The following is a 21906-nucleotide window of genomic DNA, read 5'->3' on the forward strand; positions in this document are numbered from 1 at the left end:
GGTTAGTTCACCTCCTTTTATGGTTGAAATTCTGATTTGGAGTTTGATGGTTGGCAGTCTCGGCTTGGAGGCTGCGGTTGTGGGTATTTTGGTGAGCCACGAGCAATGGGATGCGGGGCAAAAATGCGATGAGGAGGAGGAAGTTTTGACTCGGTACGAATCTCAAGATGGTAATTTTAATGCGCCTGAAAATGCGCGATCCAAGGGCAATCCCAAATCCGATCCCAATTCTGTTGATTTGACGGTTTGGGAGTACAAGATTGTGCGGGCTAGCAACGATTTGTTCCGCAATCCTGCGATTTTTCACAAGCTATGCGGTGAAGAGGCGGAAGTTGGCTGGATTTTGCTCGAAAAGCTAGACGACAGGCGGGTGCGGTTCAAACGTTCGATCGCGCTGCGGGACGCCCCGATGCCTAATTTACCAACGTTTGACCCTTACCGCACTCATTACGGCCCAATCTCGACTGCGATGAATTGGGCTGTGGCGATCGTGTTTCTGAGTGCGATCGTGCTTCCTGCTGTTTTGGGCTATGCTTTGGTGTCTACCACTCTCACCAGAAGTCGCTCTAATTGGCCTCCGGCACCTGTTCAATCTTTGCCTTCTCCCAGCGAGCCAGCAACTAATAAGTGAAACCTTGGCAAATTGTCGATCGCCCTTTTTGCAGCCTGTTTTATAGCAAGTCTAAATCATTTGTCAACTAGATGTTTTTTACGAACCGCGAAGGCGCAAATACCGCGAAGAAATAGAGGAGAAGTGATATCGTTTCCGGTTGCATCGGAATGATTTAACCGCAGAGGGCGCTCCAGAACGCAGAGGGGGAGAATACAGAGATGAATACAGGACGATGCTACCGGATTTGATATGAGGAGAAGTCTGGGTTGGTTTGACTGATTTAGGCTTGCTATATACGTTATTTTGATTTTAAATTTGGGGCGGTATTGCTGAGGGAGCGGCTAGCAATCTCAAGTCATAATTTGTATCGCCTTGAAATTGAGAAACGCGGACGAAATAAGTCCCCGCAGGCAAAGCCCCATTACTGACAATTGTTTCTGAAGACGTGCCTAAATTGTTAGACGAAGCAATAATATCGTCTAATCCAACGGCGCCGTTGCCGTTCAGATCCTGAATTAATTCAACATCAACATCTGCACTCAAACCGTCAACAGTTACACTGAAAAGGCTGGGAGTATTGAGGATGAAACTGTAAATGTCGGCTGGTTCAGCATCTCCCACAAAATCGCTCGCCGTTTGAATTTCTGTGAGAATGCCCAAGCTTTTTGCTGCGTTCAAATTGTCGGCGGGATCGGGGAGAGTGCTCAACAATCCTTCTTGTTGACCGAATTGAATGTAATGGTCGATCGCACTTTGAACTGCGCCGCTTTGGACTGCTGCTGCTACCAGCGGATATTTTTCTAGATAAAAGCTGGGATCGAAGAAAATGCTGGCTTTGCGGTTTTCTAATTGACCGGCTTTGAAGTAGTGTTCAAATGGGGTAAATTGATTGGTTTGGACTGCAGTCAGCACGTCTGGGTTGCTTGTTAGATAAAAATTAACATCGAAGAATGGGTTGGGGTTGCGTAGTTCAAATTGACCGAATCTGATAAAGTGATCGGCCCCTGAAAAGCCATTGAGTTTGGCTGATACCGCTACATCTGTATTGGTGTCTAAATAATAGCTGGCGTCGAACAGGGCATTCGGGTCGCGATTTTCAAATTTGCCAATTTTTCGGTAGTGATCGAAGGGACTCGATACCGTGCCTCTGGCAACTGCTACGGCGACATCTGGGTTGTTTTCGAGATAAAATTTGCTGTCGAACAGTGTTCTGAGGGTTAGCATTATTAAAAAAATCTCTCTGGACTTTAGTCTGGAAATTGCACGATCGAGAATCCAGTTTACATCAAAGTTTTGTTTTGTGAGGATGTCTTAATTATGGCTAAATCTGCACTGATGGCAATGCTGCGCCGCGCTGCAAGCATTGCCCAGAAATCAAGGGAAACGGGCATTCCGGCTGATGAACTGCTGGGGATGCTGACAGATCGCATTCCTAATTCTGCCATATCTCGGCGCCGCTTGCTGCACGGGGGTTTAGCTGCTGCGGGGGCTGCCGCTGCTGCGACTTTTACCAGGGAGGGAGAGGGAGCTTTTGCTCAACAGGGTGGACGATCGCCGATTTTGGTTGTGGGTGCGGGAATTGCTGGTTTGACGGCGGCTTATCGCTTGCGCCAAGCGGGTGTGCGTGCCGATATAATCGAGGCAACGAACCGCGTGGGGGGGCGGATACGCACTATTCCCAAGGTGGCTGGAACGCTGATTCCGGCGGATTTGGGGGGAGAATTTATTGACACCGGCCACACTAATTTAATCTCGCTGGCGACGGAATTGGGTTTGCGGGCGATCGACTTAGCCCAAGTGCAGAGTGGATTGGTGAAGGATACTTTTTTCTTTCAAGGACGGCGCTTTTCTCTTGAGCAATTAATCGCGGAATTTGCGCCACTAGCGAGTAAAATTACTGCTGATTTGCAGGCGGTTGGCGATGAAATTAGCTATCTTGATTTTACAGAAGCAGCGGAAAGATTGGACAATCTTTCGATCGCTGAATATGTAGACCAAGCCGAGATTAGCACGATTGTCCGGCAGTTACTCCGCATTGCTTACACGACGGAATACGGTCGAGATACCGAGGAGCAGTCGGCGTTAAATCTGCTGTTTTTAATCAGTTCTGAAGCGGGCAGTTTTGAATTGTACGGCGACAGCGATGAGCGCTATCAAATTGACGGCGGCAACAGTCAAATTATCAACCGTTTGGCGGGTCAATTGTCTGGTTCGATCGAGGCGGGGACGGTTTTGGAAGCGATTACTCTTTTGCCGGATGGCCGCTATCGCGTAAATTTGCGATCGGGACTAAGCGCGTTCGATCGCACTTACGAGCGAGTTTTGTTAACTTTACCGTTCAGCACTCTGCGAGACGTTAAAATTAACGTACCTTTGCCCCAACCAAAGCGCAGGGCGATCGAGCAATTGGGTTACGGTACTAATTCTAAGTTAATTACTGGCTACCGCAGCCGCATTTGGCGGGAACCTTATCAATCGACGGCTTCTGTTTATAGCGATTTAGGATTCCAGAATACCTGGGAAGCTACGCCTTTCGCTCCTACTCCTAACGGTTTAGTTACTAATTTTACAGGAGGAAAGCAGGGTTTGTCGATCGGTGCCGGCACTCCAGAAGACCAAGCACAAAGATTTTTGAACCAATTTGAAAGAGTTTTTCCCGGAGTGAGAAATTTGCGATCGGGCAAAGCTGTGCGAGCATATTGGCCGGGAGAACGCTTTTCTAAAGGTTCTTATTCCTGCTATTTAGTAGGACAGTGGACGCAAATGTACGGCGTTGAAGGCGAACGAGTTGGGAACTTATATTTTGCCGGGGAACACACTTCGCTGGAAAATCAAGGTTACATGGAAGGCGGTTGCGAAACTGGACAAAGGGCGGCTGTTGAAATCTTGCAAGATTTAGGTTTAATAGCTGCTGCTGATGCTGTGAATACTCGAACTGCGAGCAGTTTGAACAATCGCCGTCCCAGCCGGAAAATTCCCGGAGCGCGGAATCTTAGGAATAGAAAGCCGAGTATTAGATAATCTCGTCAGGTGTACATCTAATTCTTGTGGGCCGTTGCTCCTAGCCCGTGCATCTAATTCTTGTGGGGAGTAGGGGTTGGGCTTCTAGCCCGCCCAAAAAATTAAATTAGTCATGAGATCCACCATACATAGAGATATGCAAACGTAAAAAATATATGAATTATCATGTACAAGTTATTGCCAAAAAACATGATTATTTTACCTTTCACAGTAGCTTTATCGAGTTTTCTAATCTCGCCGATATCTGCTATTCCTTTGCTGGCAGACGCTACAAATACAATGGCTCAAAAATCACCAGTTGATGAGCCATTTTGCTACATGAAAACTCCCGAAGGCAAAACAGTAGACTTGGGCAAATTGTGCGAGAAACAGCCAGCATCTGGAACTTCCCAAACTTGCATTACCGGTTCCAACATTGCTGCAAAAGTTTCAATTGCGGCGGCTAATTATGACGGTAACTTTTTCAGCGGTCAAGTGCTTAATCGAGGCTGCAAAACAATCAAGAATGTCAAAGTCAATTATGAAGTTTTGGACGAGTCAGGCAATTTAATTGACAACGGATTTATCTACTCTCAACCAGTTACTCTTGCACCCGGACAGTCAGCCGCTTTTCGGGGTGAAGTTGTCGAGGGGGCTCAGGTACTAGCGACTCATGCAGACGGGCAAGAATGATTGTTGATAAATGGCGACCCACTTCCAGAAACCCGATCGAGGTTATAGTAAGGTGCGTCGCTTTGAGATTGTCGCTGTTTTTGAAGATTGTAGATGGCGACGCACCCTACAGCAACTATTCCATGAGTTTTGAGAATTAGTATTATTTACCGATCGCTGTTATCATATTCTGGCTCAGATATCTCTATGACTTACGCAGAGATCCCCTCGCATCCCCCTTCAAAAGGGGAACTTGCAATAATAATCTTGTCCCCCCCTTATTAAGGGGGGTTAGGGGGGATCGAAGTTTGAATATTCTTGCAGAGAACCCCAAAAACAGAATTTGCGAGGGCAAAATATCTTGAAAACTCGATCGACATACTGGCAAATCTTACCCTACCTCCGTCCCCAAAAACAAACCATCGGTAAAGCATTAGCTTGTACCGTAGTATTTACCATATTTTGGCCGATTATAGCGTGGCTAGTTGGCGAAACTGCCAAATTTATAGGTAAAGGAGATTTACAAGGGTTCGCTCAAATTGCGGCACTCAGCGCCATTATATTTCTAATTCGCGGTACAGCCCAGTACGGTCAAGATACGCTGATGGCAAAAGCTGCTTTGACTATTGCTTTGGAAATCCGCAAAAAAGTTTACTCCCACCTGCAAAAACTCAATCTCGGCTACTTTGAAACAGCCAAAACCGGAGACTTATCCTACCGCCTCACCGAAGATATTGACCGCATTGGCGAAGTAGTAAATAAATTTTTTCATCAGTTTATCCCTTGTGTTTTGCAGCTAATTGCGGTTCTGGGATATATGATTTATCTCAACTGGCAATTAACTCTAGGTGCATTAATTATTGCACCGCTGATGGCTATTTTAATTGGCTGGTTTGGTGAAAGACTGCTAAGTTACTCGCGCCAAAGTCAAAATCGCATCTCTGATTTATCTGCTTTGCTGACAGAAGTATTCAGCGGCATTCGTTTAATCAAAGCATTTGTGGCTGAAGACTACGAAATTGCCCGCTTTGCAGAAGAAGCAGAACAAAACCGCCGCGCTAAGTATTTGTCCGAAAGAATAAAAGCACTTCAGTTCGTTGTAGTTGGCTTTCTGGAAGCGATGAGCGTAATTTTGCTCTTTTTCCTGGGAGGTTGGCAAATTTCTCAAGGAAATCTCACAGGTACTCAATTTATTAGTTATATCGCAGGGGTGGCACTTTTAATTGACCCCATTGCTATCACAACTGCTAATTACGGGGATTTTAAGCAGGGAGAAGCTTCTAGCGATCGCATTTTTGAATTATTAGCAATTGAACCCGCTGTAGTCGAAAAATCGGGTGCAATTGAACTTCCCCACGTTACCGGAAAAGTCGAATACCGCAACATTAATTTTGCCTATAACTCAGAGACACCCATTTTACAAAGTATGAGTTTGCTGGTACTTCCCGGAGAAATGATTGCCCTCGTGGGCGCATCCGGTGCGGGTAAAACTACTTTAGTAAACTTGTTACCCAGATTTTACGATCCGCAAGCGGGACAGATTTTAATTGACGGTATTGATATTCAAGATGTCACCTTAAATACTCTGCGGAGGCAAATCGGAATTGTACCGCAAGAAACGATTTTATTTTCGGGTACAATTGCTCAAAATATCGCTTTCGGTCAATCTTATTATGAACTGAAAGATGTGCAAAAAGCTGCGGAGATTGCTAACGCTCATCAATTTATTAATGAGTTTCCCGATGGCTATCAAACTTGGGTAGGAGAAAGGGGTGTAAATTTATCTGGCGGGCAAAAACAAAGAATTGCGATCGCCCGTGCAGTTTTGCTCGATCCCAGAATTTTGATTTTGGATGAAGCGACATCGGCGCTGGATTCGGAATCCGAAGGTTTAGTGCAGGAAGCGCTGGAAAGATTGATGCGCGATCGCACGGTGTTTATTATCGCGCACCGCTTGGCTACTGTGCGGAGAGCCGATCGTATTTTAGTGTTGGAAAAAGGCAGAATTGTCGAATCTGGGACGCACGAGGAGTTGCTGGAAAAGGGATCTCGCTATGCTGGCTACTACGCTCAACAGTTTAGTCAGTAGGCTACTTTAGAAACCGGGTTTTTGGCCGTTTCTGCTGGCCTCAACCAAGTATTATCTAAAAAACCCGGTTTCTGACTACTCGTGGGTAAGTGATGTTCAGGATAACTCTAGTAATAATGTCATTCTTAAGCCTCTCTAGTCTCCAAAGGAAGCTGATTCCTGACTAGCATAAAGTCATCCGCGAACATATTTAAACTATCAAAAAAAGTTTGCCAAGTATTTTCTTTGGAGATTAGGACAATAACATCTCCTATTTTTTTGACATACACTTCATTTCCTGCCAAATGAAATTCTTTAGGTAATATGACTGTCTGATAGTCATCAGCGATCGATAATTTAGCCGTATTCATTGTTTTGCCTCCAGAGTGATTTAACTTATATTTTAAATTGACTCTCCGCTTGCTCCAACTATATTCTAGCAGAGAAGAGTAGATATAGATTCGGTTCAGGTTTTTTCTATTTGACTGTCGCATGAATGCGATGATGTAGATGCAGATTAAGGGTAAACCCGCAGTCCGGCAAGGGTTGAAACCCCTGCCTCAAAGCGAAAGTCCTCTAAAGAGGACTAATTAATTCTTTAGTCCTCTTTAGAGGACTTTCGCTATTAGACAGGGAATTCATTCCCTGTCGGACTTAGTGGAGTGACAGCCTTTGCGACGATTAATTTTCAACAGCCCCTAAAGCTTTGAGCGTGGCTTTTTCAACTTCCGTTAAACCCGTAACTCCTGCAATATTCATGTTTTCATAAGGTCTGTCACTTTTCAATATTTTGAGGCACTCACCAGTCTCAATATCCCAAAGTCTAATTGTGCCATCCCGACAGCAAGCAGCAATAATTTTTTCATTTGAACTGAAGGCAACAGAGTTAATTCTACTGGTATGACATTGCAAAATTTTTAGACATTCACCTGTACGAATATCCCATATTCTTACCGTTCCATCTACACTTCCACTAGCAACTATTTCACCAGAATAACTAAAGGCAACTGAACGTATCCAATCAGTATGCCCCTGTAAGATTTGGAGGCATTCACCACTGCGAACATCCCATAATCTTACTGTTCGATCGACACTTCCACTGGCAAGTATTTCACCGTTCTGGCTAAAGGCGATCGCGCGTGACCAACCCGTATGCCCCTGTAAGATGTGGAGGCCTTCACCAGTATGGATATCCCACAGCCTCACCGTTCCGTCAAAACCTGCACTGGCAAATATCTCACCCAAAGGACTGAAAGCAGCCGAGTATACAGAATTGTTATGCCCGTGCAACGTTTTGAGACATTCGCCAGTACCGATATGCCACAACCTCACCGTTTGTTTGTAACCTGCACTCGCAAGTATTTCACCATTTGGACTGAAGGCGATCGATCGTGTTTCATTGTCAACTTCTGGCAAAGTATGAAGGCATTCACCGCTGCGAATATCCCATACCCTCAATGTTTCGTCATAACTGTTGCTAGCAAGTAGCTTACCATTTGGACTGAAAGCAACCAAGTCTACCCGATCGAGATGTCCGTGCAAGATTTGGAGGCATTCACCACTGCTGACATCCCACAGCTTGACTGTTTTTTCATCATCGCTGCTGGCCAGCATTTCACCGTTGGGGCTGAAGGCGATCGACCTTACTTGATTGCTATGCCCTTGCAGCGTATTCAAGCATTCACCGCTGTTAATAGCCCACAGCCTCAGCGTTTTATCGTAACTGCCGCTAACAAGTATTTCACTGTTTGGACTGAAGGCGACTGACCCTACTCGATCGTTATGCCCTTGCAAAGTATTCAAGCATTCACCGCTGTTGATATCCCACAGTTTTGCTGTGCAATCCTGACTTCCACTTGCGAGTATTTCGTCCGAAGGACTGAAGGCTATTGACCGTACATGACCGAAATGTCCCTCCAAAGTTTTGAGACATTCACCGCTGCCGATATTCCACAGCTTCACTGTTTCGTCGCCGCTGCCGCTAGCAAGTATTTCACCAATAGAATTGAAAGCAACTGAAAACACGTTTTTAGTATGACCGTGCAAAATTTGCAGGCATTCACCAGTGTGAATATTCCACAACCTTACTGTTGTGTCGCTGCTGCCACTGGCAAGCATCTCACCAGCAGGATGGAAAGCCACTGAAAACACACTTTCAGTATGACCTTGCAAAATTTGCAGGCATTTACGCGTGCGGATATCCCATAACCTTATCGTGCGATCGAAACTCCCACTAGCGAGTATATTTCCATCAGGATTGAAGGTGACAAACATTACTGATTCGGTATGTCCCTGCAACACTTTTAAACATTCACCACTCTTGACATCCCATAACTTGATTGTTTTGTCATAACTCCCGCTAGCAAGTATCTCACCGTCAGGACTGAAGGTCACTGACTCCACCACGTTGGTATGTCCTTTACAGGTCAATATTTCTCTGCCACTGCTAGCTTCCCACAAGCGAACTACGCCATCGCTATCACCTGTAGCTAACAGTTTGCCATCAGGACTAAATATTACTGACCGAACACTGCTGAAGATTTTAGTAAAATCAGAATTAGCTAAATTTGCTTCAGCAAAATTGACGTGGCGCAGACTAGCATTTGTAAAATCAGCACCTAAAATAACTGCACGAGAAAGGTCTTTTGCTTCTAACGCAGTTCGATCGATTTTCACCAACAGCGTCGCCGCATTCCCTCCCACATAACCTACCTCACTTTCAGTTTTTCCCCGCGTTGCTTCCAGAATTTCCAATAATTCCTCCGTAGCTGCCCCTACATCGAGGCAGGGCCGGCACGAGGGTACAGCCCCTACCATTGGTAACAACAAATCCATCACAGCTTTAGTCAGCCGCGCTTGTCCGAAACTCTGAAGAAGTTGCCCTAAATCTTCAGCAACAAATCCTTTTAAAGGCGCGATGAGTTCATTCTTATTTCTCTTCTCTGCTTGAAGCCGACAGTAATTAGACCAAGTGTACGATCGAGGTTCTGCATCAGGGTTGACACAAGACTGTTCCGGCGCAACTAATTCGGTAAAATCTGCCGCCAAAACTCCCAATTCTGCTGCAAATTTATAAGCGACAAAAAACTCTAATAACGAACGGTGCGCCGGAGTATAATCGCCATCTGCATTGCGAATCAGCATCGTTTGACCCATCATGTCGTAGTGCCAGTGGTCTAAGTCTTTTTCCTCTTGCACCACGGAACCAAACAAGCTGCGAATGCGATCGGGAAAACCGCGATAATTGAGACTCATTTGGTTGGTAGACAGCATTTCCCAAGACAGTTCGCACAAAAAGTAAAGCTTATCTGCTACAGACGTAAAAGTACGTTCTGCTTTGATATCTCTCTCTATCTTCCGCCGCACCGCATACAGATAAATCCGCGACATATCTACTGGTTTTCCAGCTTCAATATCGGGCAATGCTTCCAAAATTAACTCGGTCATCACCGGGCGACGCGCTAAATCCAATAGTTGCGGGTTTCCCATCACTTTTTTTACAGTCGCCGCTTCTGTTTGAAATGACAACGCTTGCCCAATTTGTTCGTCGTTAAATTTCTCTAATTCTAAGACTTCAAATTGGGGAGTTTCGCCTGTTAAAATGGTTGTTGATGCTTGCAGTTCTGCATTGAACAATGCCCGTCCTTCCTTGCCTTCAGGAAAGTGTTCGGTACGGCAAGTCAGGATAACTTTTGCGCCGGGAACGACGGCTTTTGCTAGTTCCCAGAAGTTGTTGATGGTTTCTTGCCGATCGCACTTAGCGGCCATTTCATCAAAACCGTCGAAAATTAACAGAAACTTGCCCATGCGATTCAGTTGTTCAAAGGCCGAATAACCCGCCAGAGGTATCTCGTGCTTGCGAAAGAAAAACTCGGAAAACAGCGACTCGACGCTAACTGCTTTCGCGTAATCTCGCAAAGGAATTACTAACGGCAAACGCGGACGTTCCAAGCCGCGCTTTTGAGCTTCTTTGTAGCGTTGCAGCGCCATCCAAGCATAGTGCATCGCAAACCAAGTTTTGCCGGTTCCAAATTCTCCTAAAACTGAAATATGTTCTTTTACTGGGTCATTCAACCACAGGTCAATATAACCTTCGATCCAGCCATCTCGCCCGTCATAATGACTCACGCCTATCTTGCGGTGAGTATCGGGGTCAATTTCTTCTTTCGTACAAGCTAGCGGCACATATTTGGTATCAATTTCTCGGCTAGTAATTTCTGTTTCTAGCCAATCCAGATAAGCGGTAAAATCGGCATCTTGGTCGAGTAATTCATCAAACGTATAGCAAGCTAAATTACGATTTTCGTCTTTCTCTACCTCATCCCGCGCGGCGCGACTGATGCGGCGGGCGGTGACTAACCATCCTTCATCGGTGCGCTGTTTTTCCACCGACTCGCGCAAGGCTGAGATGTCTCTGAGTCCGGCTTCTCCGGCAATTCCGCGCACTAAAATGCGATCGTACCGATTGCGTCTGACAGGAACATTGATAATCCATTCAAAATAGTTATCTTCCGAGATTTGATATGGCTCAAACTTATAACTTAATGTTTCAAACCAACCGCGAACTTGTTGCGATAAAATAAAAACTTGAGATTTTTGAATATTGGTTGATGCTGCTGCGGGCAGTGCCGGATAATCTTCGGCTTCTAACCGCGCAAATTCGGTGCGAATTCCTTCGATAGTGGGGAGGCGATCGATGCGATCCATTACCATAGATAGGCGTTTTTGCAAAGAGGCGATCGAATTTCCCATCATCACATCTCCCAGCGTCCGCGTCCGCTTTGCTACTTCCATAAACACGGCGGCAAATGCCATGAATTCCCGTCTGGGGTCAATGCCTAAATCTCGAATTTCTTTGCCTAAAGCACTCTCATTCAGATATTCATCGCCTGCTTTAATTAAAATGGCTGGGCTATCGGACTCGAAGGCTTTGCGAAATGCTGATTCAATCTCTTTTTGGCGAAACAGTTCTAAAATCTGCTTGGGTTTGCCAGCGCCGTATTCTACTAAAGTATAAACATAAACTCCGCTAAAATCTGCGGGCGGAGCATCCGGGTCGAGGTTAAATCTTTTTAAGATTTTGATGACAGTTTCGTTGCGCTGAAACTTGTCTTTGATAGTGCCGAAGGGAATTGTCGTCAGGATACTGATAACTAAGTCGAGACTAATTAGCATGATTTAGGCTTTCCTGTTTTTCCGTGGAAGTAATGCTCAAATCTAGAATCGGTAGGCTGTGTCCCTGAAATGCGTTGCGGGCGATCGCAAACTGCTCTATTTTTATTATGGTAACAGGATTTACGCGCTCCGACCAAAGAAACCGGGTTTTTACCGAATCTGCTGGTTGGAGCGCGTCTTTTCGTTAAAAACCCGGTTTCTGACCCACCGTTGGTAACTTATATCCAGTTAATTAACTTAGCACTTTTTAGGAAAATTGACAACTATAAAACACAGAAAATACCGACACATATTGTAGTACAAACAGCTAGGATATTAGTTGTCATCTCTGAGTTGGCAAAGTTAAAATATAGATAACTAACAAATAAAAATTGCTATCTATGAAAATACAATCTTCTGTCTTAGTCCACCTGGGATTTGGCAAATATGTACGCTCCGATCGAGTAACAGCAGTAATACCAATTGAAGAAGAACGGGGGCCCGGTCGGCGCACTTTCGTACACGTAGACGGCGAAGCAGACCCGATCGTTGCTTCGCGCGCGGAAGATACAATCGTTCGCGATTTGGTGCAGGAACCGCGCGAAATAACTCAAGCTCGGCAGCAACAAGAAATCCTGCAAGATTTGCTTGCCGATTTGAGCAATGTTAACGTCACCGTGCGACGCATCAGCCGCGATGAAGGCGGACTCGATCTCGAACGTTTGGAGCGCCGCATTCGCCAAATTTTAGACGCCTAAAAACAAAAGACCGCCCGGGCGGTCTTTCTTTTTGTTTGTTTCGCTAAAATTTTTAAGTTGAGGGCTTCAATGTAACTTCGATGTCCGCTAAACCAGTGAGTTTTTCCACCACTGGTGCTTCTTCAACTCGCGGTACAAAAATAGTTAAACCTCCCGGAACGCACTCAATAGAAACCGGAGTCATGCCGATAATTTCCCCGTCTAAAACCACTTTTTGAGGCGGATCGGTAGTAATTTTTATTTTTTTTGCCCGCAAATAACCGATGTCATCGCGATCGGTAGGATTGCCGCTCAAAGCGGTTTGCAATAGGTGATAAGAAGCTGCGATCGCCCCAGCTTTATTCTCCGGCGCAACCAGCGTCACGTCCAGCAAGCCGTCATCAAAAACAATCCCCGCCGGGCCTTGAGCTAAAATGGAAGTAGGCGGCGCTGCATTTGCTACTGTTACGGCCACAGCAGTAAGGTGGATAATTTTATCGTCGGTTTCTATTTCCGCTTCAAATCTTTCTAAATTGTTTAACTGTTTAATTCCTGACAAAATGTAAGCCAGCATTCCCCAGCGATTCTTCATTTCGCGATCGGCTAGTTCGACAGTTTCTGCCTCAAAACCCACTCCAGCTAACAAAACCATCGGCATTTTACCGTTGCAAATCCCGGCATCCACTACCCGCGTCAACCCTCCCAAAATAGTGGCGCAGGCGGTTTCAATTGTATTCGGAATATCTAAAGCATTCGCAAAAGCATTAGCCGTTCCCCGCGAAATAATTCCTAAAGGAATATTTGTGCTCACAATCGCCCCAGCAACTGCTGATAATGTGCCGTCGCCCCCGGAAGCAATAATTTCTTCAACTCCCCTAGCAACTGCTTCGCGGGCGATTTGATCTGCGTCTAATTCTGGGGTTGTCAGACGAATGTCTAAGTCAATAAAAGGCTCTAAAAGTTCCTGAATTCTAGCTAAGTCTTGGTCGGGGTCGCTGTTACCGGCGACTGGATTGAAAATTAGGCAAGCTGAACGTTTCATAGTTGGTAATAGGTAATACGTAACGTTTATATCGAAGTTTCGCTCCCCCTAAATCCCCCTTAATCAGGGGAGTAGGAGTTGACTTTGAGTGTTCTTGTCCACCCCCTACTCCCCCTGATTAAGGGGGGTGAGGGGGGGATCAAGACTCAACTATAATGCTGATTGATATCATGTCCGATCGAGTGACCGCGATTAACAGGGCAGGTTTTTGAGATTGTCAATTATTGGCAGATATTTTTCGTGAGGGGAACCCCTACCGTATTAGGGGTAATCGACCCGACATAATATGAGACATGGTTTTAAGATTAAGTTAACACAAATGCCATGCCCGCTAAACTTCGACAACAACCCTCACCTATTTTTCAAAGGTTTAGTTAAGACTTGACAAAAGTCCACTCTAAGACTTTGCGCGGAGCTTTGTGCAACGCTTCCTTGATTTCCTCATTGGTGTCAAATTTGACTTGATTTAAATTGCACGCTTCGACGTTGACAGTAAATTTATCGTCTTCAAAAGGCCAAGGAGTTACAGTCACGAGTTCGTTGCTGTGCTGTACAATATCGTAGCGCTTGCCGTCCGGGCCGACACTAATTTCTAAAGCTCGTTCTCCTGCAGGTAACTCGCGGCTGCAAAGAATTAATGATAGCCGATCGCACCACTGGAAAAAAGCATAAGCTGCCTTAGCATCTTCCTCGGAAATCTTCAACTCTTTTTGCCATTTTTTTTGATTTTCCAGTTGTTCGTCCAAAAATTCGTCGAGTTCCTTGGACTCTCCCCGCTTTCCTTCGTTGAGATAACTCATGTGCATAGAAATCAGCATGGCTACCCACCTACCGCGATATAGGGAATTCTGCGTCATGGCTTTAATTTTAGGCAGAGAAGTTTCCGTCTGCAAAGTAAAATCAAAGGGCGCGCCCGCTTCAGTTAAAATATTTTCTTCCCACTCTTTCTCCAAATCATCGTGATGCGAAATCGCGGCTATGGTTTCGTACAACCGAAGCGGAGATTTCGAGCGCTTCCACTGTCCGCCAAGTTGGGCGGCGAGCAAAGCATGGGCGCGGTGGTAAATAATTTCCCAGCCGGTGGCGGTTAAGTTAGCAATCATTGAATTTTTGTCCTGAATTAAGTGATGTTGGTTTTCTGGAACAGGCCGGAGTGCCTGTTTGGGCGGGCTCGCGTGCCCAACCCACAATCAAATTGAATTTTTGTGGAACAGGCCGGAGTGCCTGTTTGGGCGGGCTCGCGTGCCCAACCCCTACTCCCCACAATCCAATTGAATGACTGATGCTAAATCACAAAAGGTTCGATCGAGATATCCTGCCATTTCCCCTCAAATCGTTCGACAACAATAGGTCGGATGCGGAATTTGGGGGGACACCCATCGAGAACATCAATCCGCAAACACGAATAAGGACGACGTTTGTGGGAACCTTGACCGCTGCGGCCGACAAATAGCAAAGACTCCGCTACCCGCCGGCTGGCTGTTTCGGAACCAGACTGCCGCGCCAACCGATAAGCTTCAGGACTCAATGCTTCCTCCAACATCGGCCCTTCCGGGCGCTGGCGGCGGAGACTGTGGCCGCTTCCCCCGCAGACAATCCAATTAATCCCAGAGTCGCCGTGTCCAGTATCCCCAGTCCGCAGGTATTCCAAACAGTGAGCGTGGCCCGTCAGCACCAAATCTACTAGCGGACGCCCCTGCGCCGCGTCCCCAACAGCATCGGCCACCGCGTCGAGTACCTCGCGCAATCGCAACCGAACCGCCAAAGTTTGAGCTTGATTCCACTTTGTCGCCTCGGTTACGTAGGGGGGATGGTGCAGGTAAATTACCCGCCCCCGCACCTCGGAATCCCGCCAAGAGTCAATCAGCCTTTTTTTCAGCCATTCGAGCTGTTCAACGTCTGTGGCTGCTGTTTTGTGCGACGACAGTTGTTTGTCAATATCCATCAGGATTTCGTCAACTTGCTCTAACTTGGCGCCCAAGTCGTCTAGCTGTTCGGCTTCCTCGGGAATTTCGGGGTTTAGCCGATCGCAGATTTCGATCATTGCCAATTTTTCTTGTTCCAACTTCTGACGATCGAGTTCCAAATTCTGGCGGCGAATGTCGCCCTGTTTGGTTTTCGGGATCGGCAATGGTTCGTTGAAGGTGTTGGAGTCGAGGGCGAAGAAGTCGATGCCGCCGCTGCGGAAGGTGTAGTAGCGGTTGGGTAAGCGGGTAAAGCGTCCGGGTTGGTAGCGGATGCAGCGGCCTGTGCTGGTGCTGGCGGTGTAGTGGGCGTCTAGGTGGCGATCGAGTTCTCCCGGCATTTTGTGAGCTTGCAGGTAGTCGAGAAAGGCTTTGGCGTAGGTGTTTCCGCGATCGGAACCGTGCCAGCCGACATCGAGATCCAACTTGGAACCCAACAGCCGGCGCAGCGGCAAAGCTGTCGCCGACAGAAGGCCGTAGACTATCGGCAAGTCGTAATAGTCGTGGTTTCCCGGTACGGGCAAAAACGGAAAGTTAAACACCATGCGATCGTAGGCAATCCGAGATGGCTCCTCGCCGCCGACTATAAATTCTCGGTAGGGGCGAATAAAGTTTTGCAAGTAATATTCGCTGGAACCGACGAGATAAACTACATCGCCGGTGTGGAGGACGAAACGGCAAGTTTCGCGCTCGGAGACCATCTGTTCGGCAATCTGTCGCTGGGGATTGTAGCCGCGGTGATTGCCCGTGCCGCTGTCGCCTACAACTAAAAACGAAAACTCTGGAGAGTCGGTGGTTGGAGATTCCAAAACCATCCGAGTTTGGTCGATTCCCCGATGGACGATCGACTGTTCTTGCCACCGCACCCGCTCGTTCATTTTGCGGATTTTGACTTTTATTTGCGGGTCGGAAACGAATTTCAATTCACCTCTTCTCCAAAATTGCTGAGTTCCTAGTTAATAGTGTAGCGATCGGGCGAGTTTTTACATCTCTCTAAAAGCTGAAAATCGAGGCGCGGGTACTCAGGAACCGGGTTTTTTACGAGAATACGGCGTTAAAACCGACAGCAACGGCCAAAAACCCGGTTTCTTTGGTTTTGATGCGATCGCCCCGTCTCTCAACTAAAATAAGATTTTGTACGAGGCGGTGCTGTTTTTTGTTGCCGAGGACGAGGGCATCAATCAAGGACGTGGGAAGATAATACTAACAATGCAAGCCTTCTACAGCGCACTCTAAATACGAGATAGTAATTATAGCAATTGGCGGTTGGATTAGATTGAGAGTTGGAGCTTTAGTTTTACCTAGTTAATAGCTGACACAATTCGCCAAAAAACGAATAAATTAATCGATATTTATTCACCAGTTTTTAACTAAAATTGCTTCTAATCCTTATGCTGTCGTCACATCGAGGTTAAGTCAACTGGCTGTGCAAATTATGCACAATTGTGTCCCAGTAATCCATTCAGCTTGCACCCAGATGTCTGGTGTTTTTGCGAAAGATTTTTAACCTTCGGGACTGGAGGGATTAAACCCCATAATCCTTTCCTCCCCGCAACTATTGCCGAGGAGTGTTAAGGTTTTATTTGATAATCTTAATCAACGCTCAAGGCATCGAACCACTGTAAAATCCGATTCCATGCCCACCACCGATCGCTATCACCAAATTGATGCTGACAACGTTTACTACTGATATGCCCAACATGACCGCCGTAGGCTGTCACCACTAATTCTAAGGCAGAATTGTTCGCGCCAATGGCTTGCAACTCAGAGACAAGCACCGGATCAAACATCGGATCATCCGCTGCATAAAGGATGTAAGTGGGTTTTTTGAGGTGAGGCAAAATGTGTAGAGCGCTGCTAGCCTCATAGTATTCTTCCACAGAGGAGAAACCTAACGGGCCAATTACCAGTTCATGGTCAAAGCCCCAAATGCTGTTGGCGCGTTCAATAGCGGCAGGATCGATCGCCCCTGGATGCGATGCGGCGATGTTTTTTGCTAGTTTTTTTAACTGTCGCGCGATCGCCTTTTCTAAAAATTTCCCCCACTCATCTTTAACTAGATAAGACAGAGAACGGTTCGAGTCCAAGCTGGGGCAAATCACCGCCGCGCCTGCTAGTTCTGACTCTTCGAGCCCTAAGTCCGGCCCCCAATCTGCGATCGTCTGAGCTGATTTTACGGCCCACAAGGCTAATTGTCCCCCCAGAGAATAACCAGTGAACCAAAAAGGGGCGGGACATCCCATTTCTTTAGCAGCGGCAGCAATCCGAACGAAATCTTCACCTTCGTATAGACCATCAGAAGTCAGGGTGGGAGAGAGTTGGGCAGTTTTGCCGTGAGCTCGCCAGTCAAATAATACCACTGCACAGCCTTGGGCATAGGCTTTACGGCCTAGTAGCCTGAGAAACCATTGATTATCCAGATCGCCAGTAATGCCGTAAGTGCCGACAATGGTATATCGGGGATTTTCGGGGATGGCAACCCAGCCGAAAATCGGGACTCCACAGGCACCAGTAAAGATGTGTTCTCGGTAAGGGGGCTCTGGGTAAGCGATCGTCTTTTCCCAGCGGCGACTAGCCCTTAATGCGGTGTACAACGTCATTAATAGGCCGTTGTTGAGCAGCCAAGGTGGAGTATAGGCAATGGTCATAAGCGGATGTGGGAAATGTCTGTCTTGTTGATGGGATTTTTTTACTTGACAGGTTGGCTATTGTAGCGAATAACCCTGAAAACCGCAATACTTTTTGAGTAAATGCACTCAAGGGCGAAGTCAAGCCAAAATATTAATGGCTATTTATTTGGAACCATTTATTGGCGAATAGAGAAGAATGCCAGCTAACGAGGTTTAGCATATTGTAGCCGATCGCCCAAACTACAAAAACCAGGTTTCTGAGTCTTGCATCCCCTCGCAGATGTACAATAGGACGATCGCACTCTGCGACTCCAAGCGCGATCGAGCTCTACACCCTGGCCCAAGTGGGCGACATCAGAGAGAACGCAGTAAACAAATATAAAATGGAAGCAATACAACTGTCTTTATTCTCAAACGAGGAAGAACCAATTCCTGCCAAAAAGCAGAAGAAAGCAAAATTAGGGCGCTACGAACGCATCCAACGCGAACTCGAAGCAAATGACTGTGACCCCTACAAGATATTCATTGATATTGAATCTCAGTCACTGCCAAAATCCGACTATACATTTGTCGATCTTTTTTGCGGTGCGGGCGGCATGACCCAAGGTTTATTGCAAGCAGGTTTTCGACCAGTAGCAAGTGTTGAAATTAATGCGATCGCCTCAGCAACTCATACAAAAAACTTTCCCGATTGCCATCACTTGTGCGACGATATAAAAAACTTAAATCCCCAAAACTTGCTCGCTGAAATTGGTTCGCCAGAAGTTCATGTTGTTGTAGGTGGGCCGCCGTGTCAAGGCTTCTCAGTTGCAGGAAAACGCGACCCCAACGACCCTCGAAATCGCTTATTTAGAGAGTTTGTCCGCGTGGTCTCTGAAATACGTCCTTGGTATGTTGTCATGGAAAATGTACCCGGAATATTGACTATAAAAAAAGGAGCTGTTAAGCAAGCCATTTGCGATGCTTTTCAGGAAATTGGCTATCCCCATATGTCCGTTGCTGTTCTGGAATCAGCCGCCTATGGAGTCGCGCAAATCCGCCCGCGAGCTATTTTTATTGCCAATAGATTTGGGATGCAAAATCCCTATCCGAAGCCGCAATTGTTTCCAGAACAATACCAAGCGATTGAGTCAGCAATTGATGATTTACCAGAATATACTCGCATACCGGAAATTAACCACGAATGGACTCGTCATTCTGTTGAGTACATGGAAAGACTTGCTAAAGTTCCACCAGGCGGTTCTTTGTATGAAAGCTACGCCGATGCTTTCAAGCGACAGTATCCGGGAAAACCGAGTATGACTGTTAAAGAAAATCACGGCGGCACTCATATTCATCCTTATCTTAATCGCGTGATTTCAGCTCGCGAAATGGCAAGATTGCAAACTTTCCCGGATTCATTTATTTTTGAACGTTCGATGAAAAAGGCAATGTGGCAAATTGGAAATGCCGTGCCGCCTCGTTTGGCGGAGTGTATCGGCTTGGCACTTATTCCATATTTGACTGATATTGCTGTGAACAAACCTAGTAAAGTTATTCTTCCAGGCAAAGCCTAAGAATTAGCAAATAAGATATTACTGATTTTCCTCGCGACGCTGAACTTTTAATAATATATTACTGGCAAACTTTGGTGTACCTGCTTTTTCACCTAAAAAATTAATTAATTCAGTAAAAGTCTTTGGGGGATTTTTGTACTTTTGAGACTGTTGCTGTAATAAATCAACTATTGAGTCCGGGTATTCGTCCAATAAATCGCTCAGAAACTCATCGGGCGACTGTGCTATAATGTTCCAAGGAGCTAGATCGTTTTCTCTAAAATCCTTGAGATTATTGGTGACAATGATATCAGCTCCAGCAGTTATGGCTGCGGCAAGAACGTGACGGTCTTTAGGATCGTTGGTCATTGCTTTCTCTAGTGCGACAGGCACTTCAACCATTGCTTCAGGAAAGGCTATTTTGATTGTCCTTTCAAGATTCTTTGCTTTCTCCTGCGAAAGTGTTCCTCCTTTAACAAGATTGCCTATTACTTCATCAATGATTTTCTGAGACCAATAGGGTAAATACAAATCTTCATCAGCAGTGGAAAGCAGAGTATCGCGCAAATACATCGGGAAAAGGACGCAAGCATCAAGTACAACACGCAGCTTAGTCATATTAAAGATTCAATTAGTCCTATTCCTCGTACAAGCCAGCTTCTTCAGTCATCTCGATTAACTCGTCTAATAATTGGCGTCGCTGAACTTTACGCTGTTGCTTGTAGGTCATTAAATCTTGAAAAAGTATGCGTCGGCGCGAACCAACTTCAATATAAGGAATTGCTCCTTCATCTAGCAATTTGACAATGAACGCTCGCGATACATTCAGGAGATCGGCAGCTTGATGCACCGTCAGTTCGCGATTGTGAGTTACTATCGATACAGCTTGACCCGATGCCATTGCGCGCACAATTTGACCCAACAAATTGTAAACTGATTCGGGAATGAGAATTTCTTCTCCATTACTTGCCACTAATTTTACTTGTGGGGATTCGATGCTGAGAATCTGCTGTAATTTTTTTATAGCTTCTGTTTCTTGTTCGGTAATTAAAACAGATTCTGGCGATGGTTTTTGTTTCAACATAGTCTCTCTTGTGATGTGTTTTTCTAGGATTTACGGTTTCATTCAGCCTGAAATAATCGTTCTATCTTCTTAATTGCTGGCAATGACTTACCTTCAGCTTCACAGCTTTCGATTAGTAACTCTAGTACCTCTCGCGCATTGTAGATAGCTTCTTCATAAGAATCTCCGTGAGTGACTGGTTGCATTACATCCTCAAATTCGGGCAAAAATACGACAAAGCATCGATCTTCTTCTGACCATTGGATAACAATTGTATATTTCATGGTTCTGAAGTTTCGGGTTGAAATTATAGTCCTGGACACCCTAGCCCACAAAGAAACCGGGTTTTTTAACTCTTATTGAGGGTTTTAAGCAAGTATTGTGGTTAAAAAACCCGGTTTCTGGCTACCCGTGCGTAAGTTCTGAATTATTATACTCGATCGCCCGATCGCCCGAAATTCCCCATCCCGACTCAAGACCGAGGCCGCGCAGATGTACAATTAGGGCGATCGCTCAGTTAAAATGAAATAGTATACGTTCGGATAAAATGAGACTATCGCCAACATTGAGGGGAATAAGATGACTTCTCAAACGATCGAACTTTTGGAAGATTTGCTAGGCAAGTTACAACACTTACTCCCGGAAAATCAGCAGCTTCTGTTAGCTTTTGCAGAGTTTTTGCTGGAACGACAGATGCGATCGATCCCCGAAAACACTTCAGTTGAAGCTGCACCCCCTCCTGGGCAACAACGGGTTTTGGGTCTGCATCAAGGGATGGGCTGGATGAGTGAGGATTTTAACGAGCCACTTCCTGATGCGTTGTATTAATAACTTTACGCAATCTGCAATCGTTTTCCCAAAGTTTGAGGTTCTGGTAGAGGTTTACCATCTTCTTGATAAAGTTCTATCAATGTTTCTAACAATTCTTGTCCGTGTTTGGCCGCTTCCTCGTAAGTGTGTCCGTGAGTGCAAGGCTGCATGACATCGGTAAACTCAGGCAAGCTGACAACAAAAAGTCGATCTTCTTCTGACCACTCGATGATGAGACTGTAATGGCTATTCATTCTTCTATCTCCTTCAGTTTCTGCAAATCAGAAATTACTCTTTTTTCGTGATAATTAGGTGCATCATCACCATCATTACCTGATAGTGTAATTTTTTCAGGTAATAAAGGGTGTTCCCATACAGTGTGACTGCCCTTTCCCTGTCGGTAAGTAAACCCTGCTTTTAGCAATAGGCTTTTCAATTCTCGAATCTTTTTAGGCATGAGTGATGCCAGCTAATCAGGTTTAGGATATTGTAGCCGATCGCCCAAACTACAAAAATACAAAAACCTAGTTTCTGCACTCCAACCAAAGAAACCGGGTTTTTACGAAAAGACCCGTTGTAGCCCGCAGATTCGGTAAAAACCCGGTTTCTGGGCCCCAT

General features: G+C 45.8%; 20 protein-coding genes. 7 read left to right on the top strand and 13 right to left on the bottom strand.

Going from position 1 to position 21906, the window contains the following annotated elements; translation table 11 throughout:
• Positions 1–19 precede the first annotated feature (19 nt).
• On the top strand, positions 20–631 hold the full coding sequence (locus tag QUA88_RS09065; protein ID WP_333054474.1) for a hypothetical protein: 612 nt from the start codon (positions 20–22) through the stop codon (positions 629–631).
• Between the two features lie 291 nt (positions 632–922).
• Here the strand turns inward: QUA88_RS09065 and QUA88_RS09070 are convergent, their stop codons facing one another.
• Positions 923–1837: a PPC domain-containing protein gene (locus QUA88_RS09070; protein ID WP_333271310.1), complete on the bottom strand. Its 915-nt coding sequence runs from the start codon at positions 1835–1837 to the stop codon at positions 923–925.
• A 93-nt stretch (positions 1838–1930) separates the two neighbouring features.
• On the opposite strand from QUA88_RS09070, the gene QUA88_RS09075 reads away from it, so the two are divergent.
• The 3 genes from QUA88_RS09075 to QUA88_RS09085 all read left to right on the top strand — a co-directional run bounded on the left by QUA88_RS09075 (position 1931) and on the right by QUA88_RS09085 (position 6374).
• Positions 1931–3634 carry an NAD(P)/FAD-dependent oxidoreductase gene (locus QUA88_RS09075; protein WP_333210217.1) on the top strand — a complete coding sequence of 568 codons (1704 nt, stop codon included), beginning with the start codon at positions 1931–1933 and terminating at the stop codon, positions 3632–3634.
• 189 nt (positions 3635–3823) lie between these two features.
• Complete coding sequence (locus QUA88_RS09080) at positions 3824–4306, top strand: FxLYD domain-containing protein (protein WP_333054477.1); 483 nt, start codon at positions 3824–3826, stop codon at positions 4304–4306.
• 340 nt (positions 4307–4646) lie between these two features.
• Entirely contained in the window at positions 4647–6374 is a 1728-nt protein-coding gene (locus tag QUA88_RS09085) for an ABC transporter ATP-binding protein (RefSeq protein WP_333054478.1), read from the top strand.
• 125 nt (positions 6375–6499) lie between these two features.
• Here the strand turns inward: QUA88_RS09085 and QUA88_RS09090 are convergent, their stop codons facing one another.
• Together QUA88_RS09090 and QUA88_RS09095 are read right to left on the bottom strand one after the other, a co-directional pair.
• Positions 6500–6724, bottom strand: coding sequence for an AbrB/MazE/SpoVT family DNA-binding domain-containing protein (locus QUA88_RS09090; protein WP_333054479.1), 225 nt, complete (start codon positions 6722–6724; stop codon positions 6500–6502).
• A gap of 310 nt (positions 6725–7034) precedes the next feature.
• The gene (locus QUA88_RS09095; RefSeq protein WP_333271314.1) at positions 7035–11528 is read right to left on the bottom strand and encodes a WD40 domain-containing protein; all 4494 of its coding nucleotides are present in this window, start codon (positions 11526–11528) and stop codon (positions 7035–7037) included.
• 380 nt (positions 11529–11908) lie between these two features.
• Here QUA88_RS09095 and QUA88_RS09100 point away from each other — a divergent pair, with 380 nt between their 5' ends.
• The gene (locus QUA88_RS09100; RefSeq protein ID WP_006631047.1) at positions 11909–12265 is read left to right on the top strand and encodes a hypothetical protein; all 357 of its coding nucleotides are present in this window, start codon (positions 11909–11911) and stop codon (positions 12263–12265) included.
• A 52-nt stretch (positions 12266–12317) separates the two neighbouring features.
• On the opposite strand, the gene QUA88_RS09105 is transcribed toward QUA88_RS09100, so the two are convergent.
• The 5 genes from QUA88_RS09105 to QUA88_RS09125 all read right to left on the bottom strand — a co-directional run bounded on the left by QUA88_RS09105 (position 12318) and on the right by QUA88_RS09125 (position 17898).
• Positions 12318–13286, bottom strand: coding sequence for a YegS/Rv2252/BmrU family lipid kinase (locus tag QUA88_RS09105; RefSeq protein ID WP_333054482.1), 969 nt, complete (start codon positions 13284–13286; stop codon positions 12318–12320).
• A gap of 374 nt (positions 13287–13660) precedes the next feature.
• The gene (locus QUA88_RS09110; protein WP_333054483.1) at positions 13661–14389 is read right to left on the bottom strand and encodes a DUF3891 family protein; all 729 of its coding nucleotides are present in this window, start codon (positions 14387–14389) and stop codon (positions 13661–13663) included.
• 182 nt (positions 14390–14571) lie between these two features.
• Positions 14572–16173, bottom strand: a complete 1602-nt coding sequence (locus QUA88_RS09115; protein ID WP_333271319.1) for a metallophosphoesterase — start codon at positions 16171–16173, stop codon at positions 14572–14574.
• A gap of 115 nt (positions 16174–16288) precedes the next feature.
• Positions 16289–16435, bottom strand: coding sequence for a hypothetical protein (locus QUA88_RS09120; RefSeq protein ID WP_333271322.1), 147 nt, complete (start codon positions 16433–16435; stop codon positions 16289–16291).
• A 407-nt stretch (positions 16436–16842) separates the two neighbouring features.
• The gene (locus QUA88_RS09125) at positions 16843–17898 is read right to left on the bottom strand and encodes an alpha/beta fold hydrolase (protein WP_333271324.1); all 1056 of its coding nucleotides are present in this window, start codon (positions 17896–17898) and stop codon (positions 16843–16845) included.
• Positions 17899–18263: 365 nt separating this feature from the next.
• Between QUA88_RS09125 and QUA88_RS09130 the strand changes: the two genes are divergently transcribed.
• On the top strand, positions 18264–19436 hold the full coding sequence (locus tag QUA88_RS09130; protein WP_333271327.1) for a DNA cytosine methyltransferase: 1173 nt from the start codon (positions 18264–18266) through the stop codon (positions 19434–19436).
• Positions 19437–19454: 18 nt separating this feature from the next.
• Here QUA88_RS09130 and QUA88_RS09135 read toward each other — a convergent pair whose 3' ends face one another.
• Genes QUA88_RS09135 through QUA88_RS09145 form a run of 3 tightly spaced genes read right to left on the bottom strand, consistent with a single transcriptional unit; the run spans position 19455 to position 20762 of the window.
• The gene (locus tag QUA88_RS09135) at positions 19455–20033 is read right to left on the bottom strand and encodes a PIN domain-containing protein (RefSeq protein WP_333054487.1); all 579 of its coding nucleotides are present in this window, start codon (positions 20031–20033) and stop codon (positions 19455–19457) included.
• A 19-nt stretch (positions 20034–20052) separates the two neighbouring features.
• A complete protein-coding gene (locus QUA88_RS09140; RefSeq protein ID WP_333054488.1) occupies positions 20053–20499 on the bottom strand; it encodes an excisionase family DNA-binding protein in 447 nt (148 codons plus the stop codon).
• Between the two features lie 38 nt (positions 20500–20537).
• A complete protein-coding gene (locus QUA88_RS09145; protein ID WP_333054489.1) occupies positions 20538–20762 on the bottom strand; it encodes a type II toxin-antitoxin system HicB family antitoxin in 225 nt (74 codons plus the stop codon).
• A gap of 295 nt (positions 20763–21057) precedes the next feature.
• Here QUA88_RS09145 and QUA88_RS09150 point away from each other — a divergent pair, with 295 nt between their 5' ends.
• Positions 21058–21306, top strand: coding sequence for a DUF2281 domain-containing protein (locus QUA88_RS09150; RefSeq protein WP_333054490.1), 249 nt, complete (start codon positions 21058–21060; stop codon positions 21304–21306).
• A gap of 5 nt (positions 21307–21311) precedes the next feature.
• On the opposite strand, the gene QUA88_RS09155 is transcribed toward QUA88_RS09150, so the two are convergent.
• Together QUA88_RS09155 and QUA88_RS09160 are read right to left on the bottom strand one after the other, a co-directional pair.
• Positions 21312–21542 carry a type II toxin-antitoxin system HicB family antitoxin gene (locus QUA88_RS09155; protein WP_015175593.1) on the bottom strand — a complete coding sequence of 77 codons (231 nt, stop codon included), beginning with the start codon at positions 21540–21542 and terminating at the stop codon, positions 21312–21314.
• Positions 21539–21745 (bottom strand): type II toxin-antitoxin system HicA family toxin, encoded by a 207-nt coding sequence (locus QUA88_RS09160; protein ID WP_106148795.1) that lies wholly within the window; start codon positions 21743–21745, stop codon positions 21539–21541. Before QUA88_RS09160 ends, QUA88_RS09155 begins: the two co-directional genes overlap by 4 nt.
• Positions 21746–21906: the final 161 nt, after the last annotated feature.

It is taken from the genome of Microcoleus sp. D3_18_C2 (assembly GCF_036702395.1).
GTDB lineage: Bacteria > Cyanobacteriota > Cyanobacteriia > Cyanobacteriales > Microcoleaceae > Microcoleus.

Bases quoted from the DNA above. Each gene is read 5' to 3' on its own strand.
- QUA88_RS09155 (WP_015175593.1), bottom strand. From the start codon at position 21,542: ATGAATAGCCATTACAGTCTCATCATCGAGTGGTCAGAAGAAGATCGA.
- QUA88_RS09080 (WP_333054477.1), top strand. From the start codon at position 3,824: ATGATTATTTTACCTTTCACAGTAGCTTTATCGAGTTTTCTAATCTCG.
- QUA88_RS09145 (WP_333054489.1), bottom strand. From the start codon at position 20,762: ATGAAATATACAATTGTTATCCAATGGTCAGAAGAAGATCGATGCTTT.
- QUA88_RS09130 (WP_333271327.1), top strand. From the start codon at position 18,264: ATGGAAGCAATACAACTGTCTTTATTCTCAAACGAGGAAGAACCAATT.
- QUA88_RS09090 (WP_333054479.1), bottom strand. From the start codon at position 6,724: ATGAATACGGCTAAATTATCGATCGCTGATGACTATCAGACAGTCATA.
- QUA88_RS09125 (WP_333271324.1), bottom strand. From the start codon at position 17,898: ATGACCATTGCCTATACTCCACCTTGGCTGCTCAACAACGGCCTATTA.
- QUA88_RS09135 (WP_333054487.1), bottom strand. From the start codon at position 20,033: ATGACTAAGCTGCGTGTTGTACTTGATGCTTGCGTCCTTTTCCCGATG.
- QUA88_RS09105 (WP_333054482.1), bottom strand. From the start codon at position 13,286: ATGAAACGTTCAGCTTGCCTAATTTTCAATCCAGTCGCCGGTAACAGC.
- QUA88_RS09140 (WP_333054488.1), bottom strand. From the start codon at position 20,499: ATGTTGAAACAAAAACCATCGCCAGAATCTGTTTTAATTACCGAACAA.
- QUA88_RS09150 (WP_333054490.1), top strand. From the start codon at position 21,058: ATGACTTCTCAAACGATCGAACTTTTGGAAGATTTGCTAGGCAAGTTA.
- QUA88_RS09095 (WP_333271314.1), bottom strand. From the start codon at position 11,528: ATGCTAATTAGTCTCGACTTAGTTATCAGTATCCTGACGACAATTCCC.
- QUA88_RS09100 (WP_006631047.1), top strand. From the start codon at position 11,909: ATGAAAATACAATCTTCTGTCTTAGTCCACCTGGGATTTGGCAAATAT.
- QUA88_RS09160 (WP_106148795.1), bottom strand. From the start codon at position 21,745: ATGCCTAAAAAGATTCGAGAATTGAAAAGCCTATTGCTAAAAGCAGGG.
- QUA88_RS09075 (WP_333210217.1), top strand. From the start codon at position 1,931: ATGGCTAAATCTGCACTGATGGCAATGCTGCGCCGCGCTGCAAGCATT.
- QUA88_RS09070 (WP_333271310.1), bottom strand. From the start codon at position 1,837: ATGCTAACCCTCAGAACACTGTTCGACAGCAAATTTTATCTCGAAAAC.
- QUA88_RS09065 (WP_333054474.1), top strand. From the start codon at position 20: ATGGTTGAAATTCTGATTTGGAGTTTGATGGTTGGCAGTCTCGGCTTG.
- QUA88_RS09110 (WP_333054483.1), bottom strand. From the start codon at position 14,389: ATGATTGCTAACTTAACCGCCACCGGCTGGGAAATTATTTACCACCGC.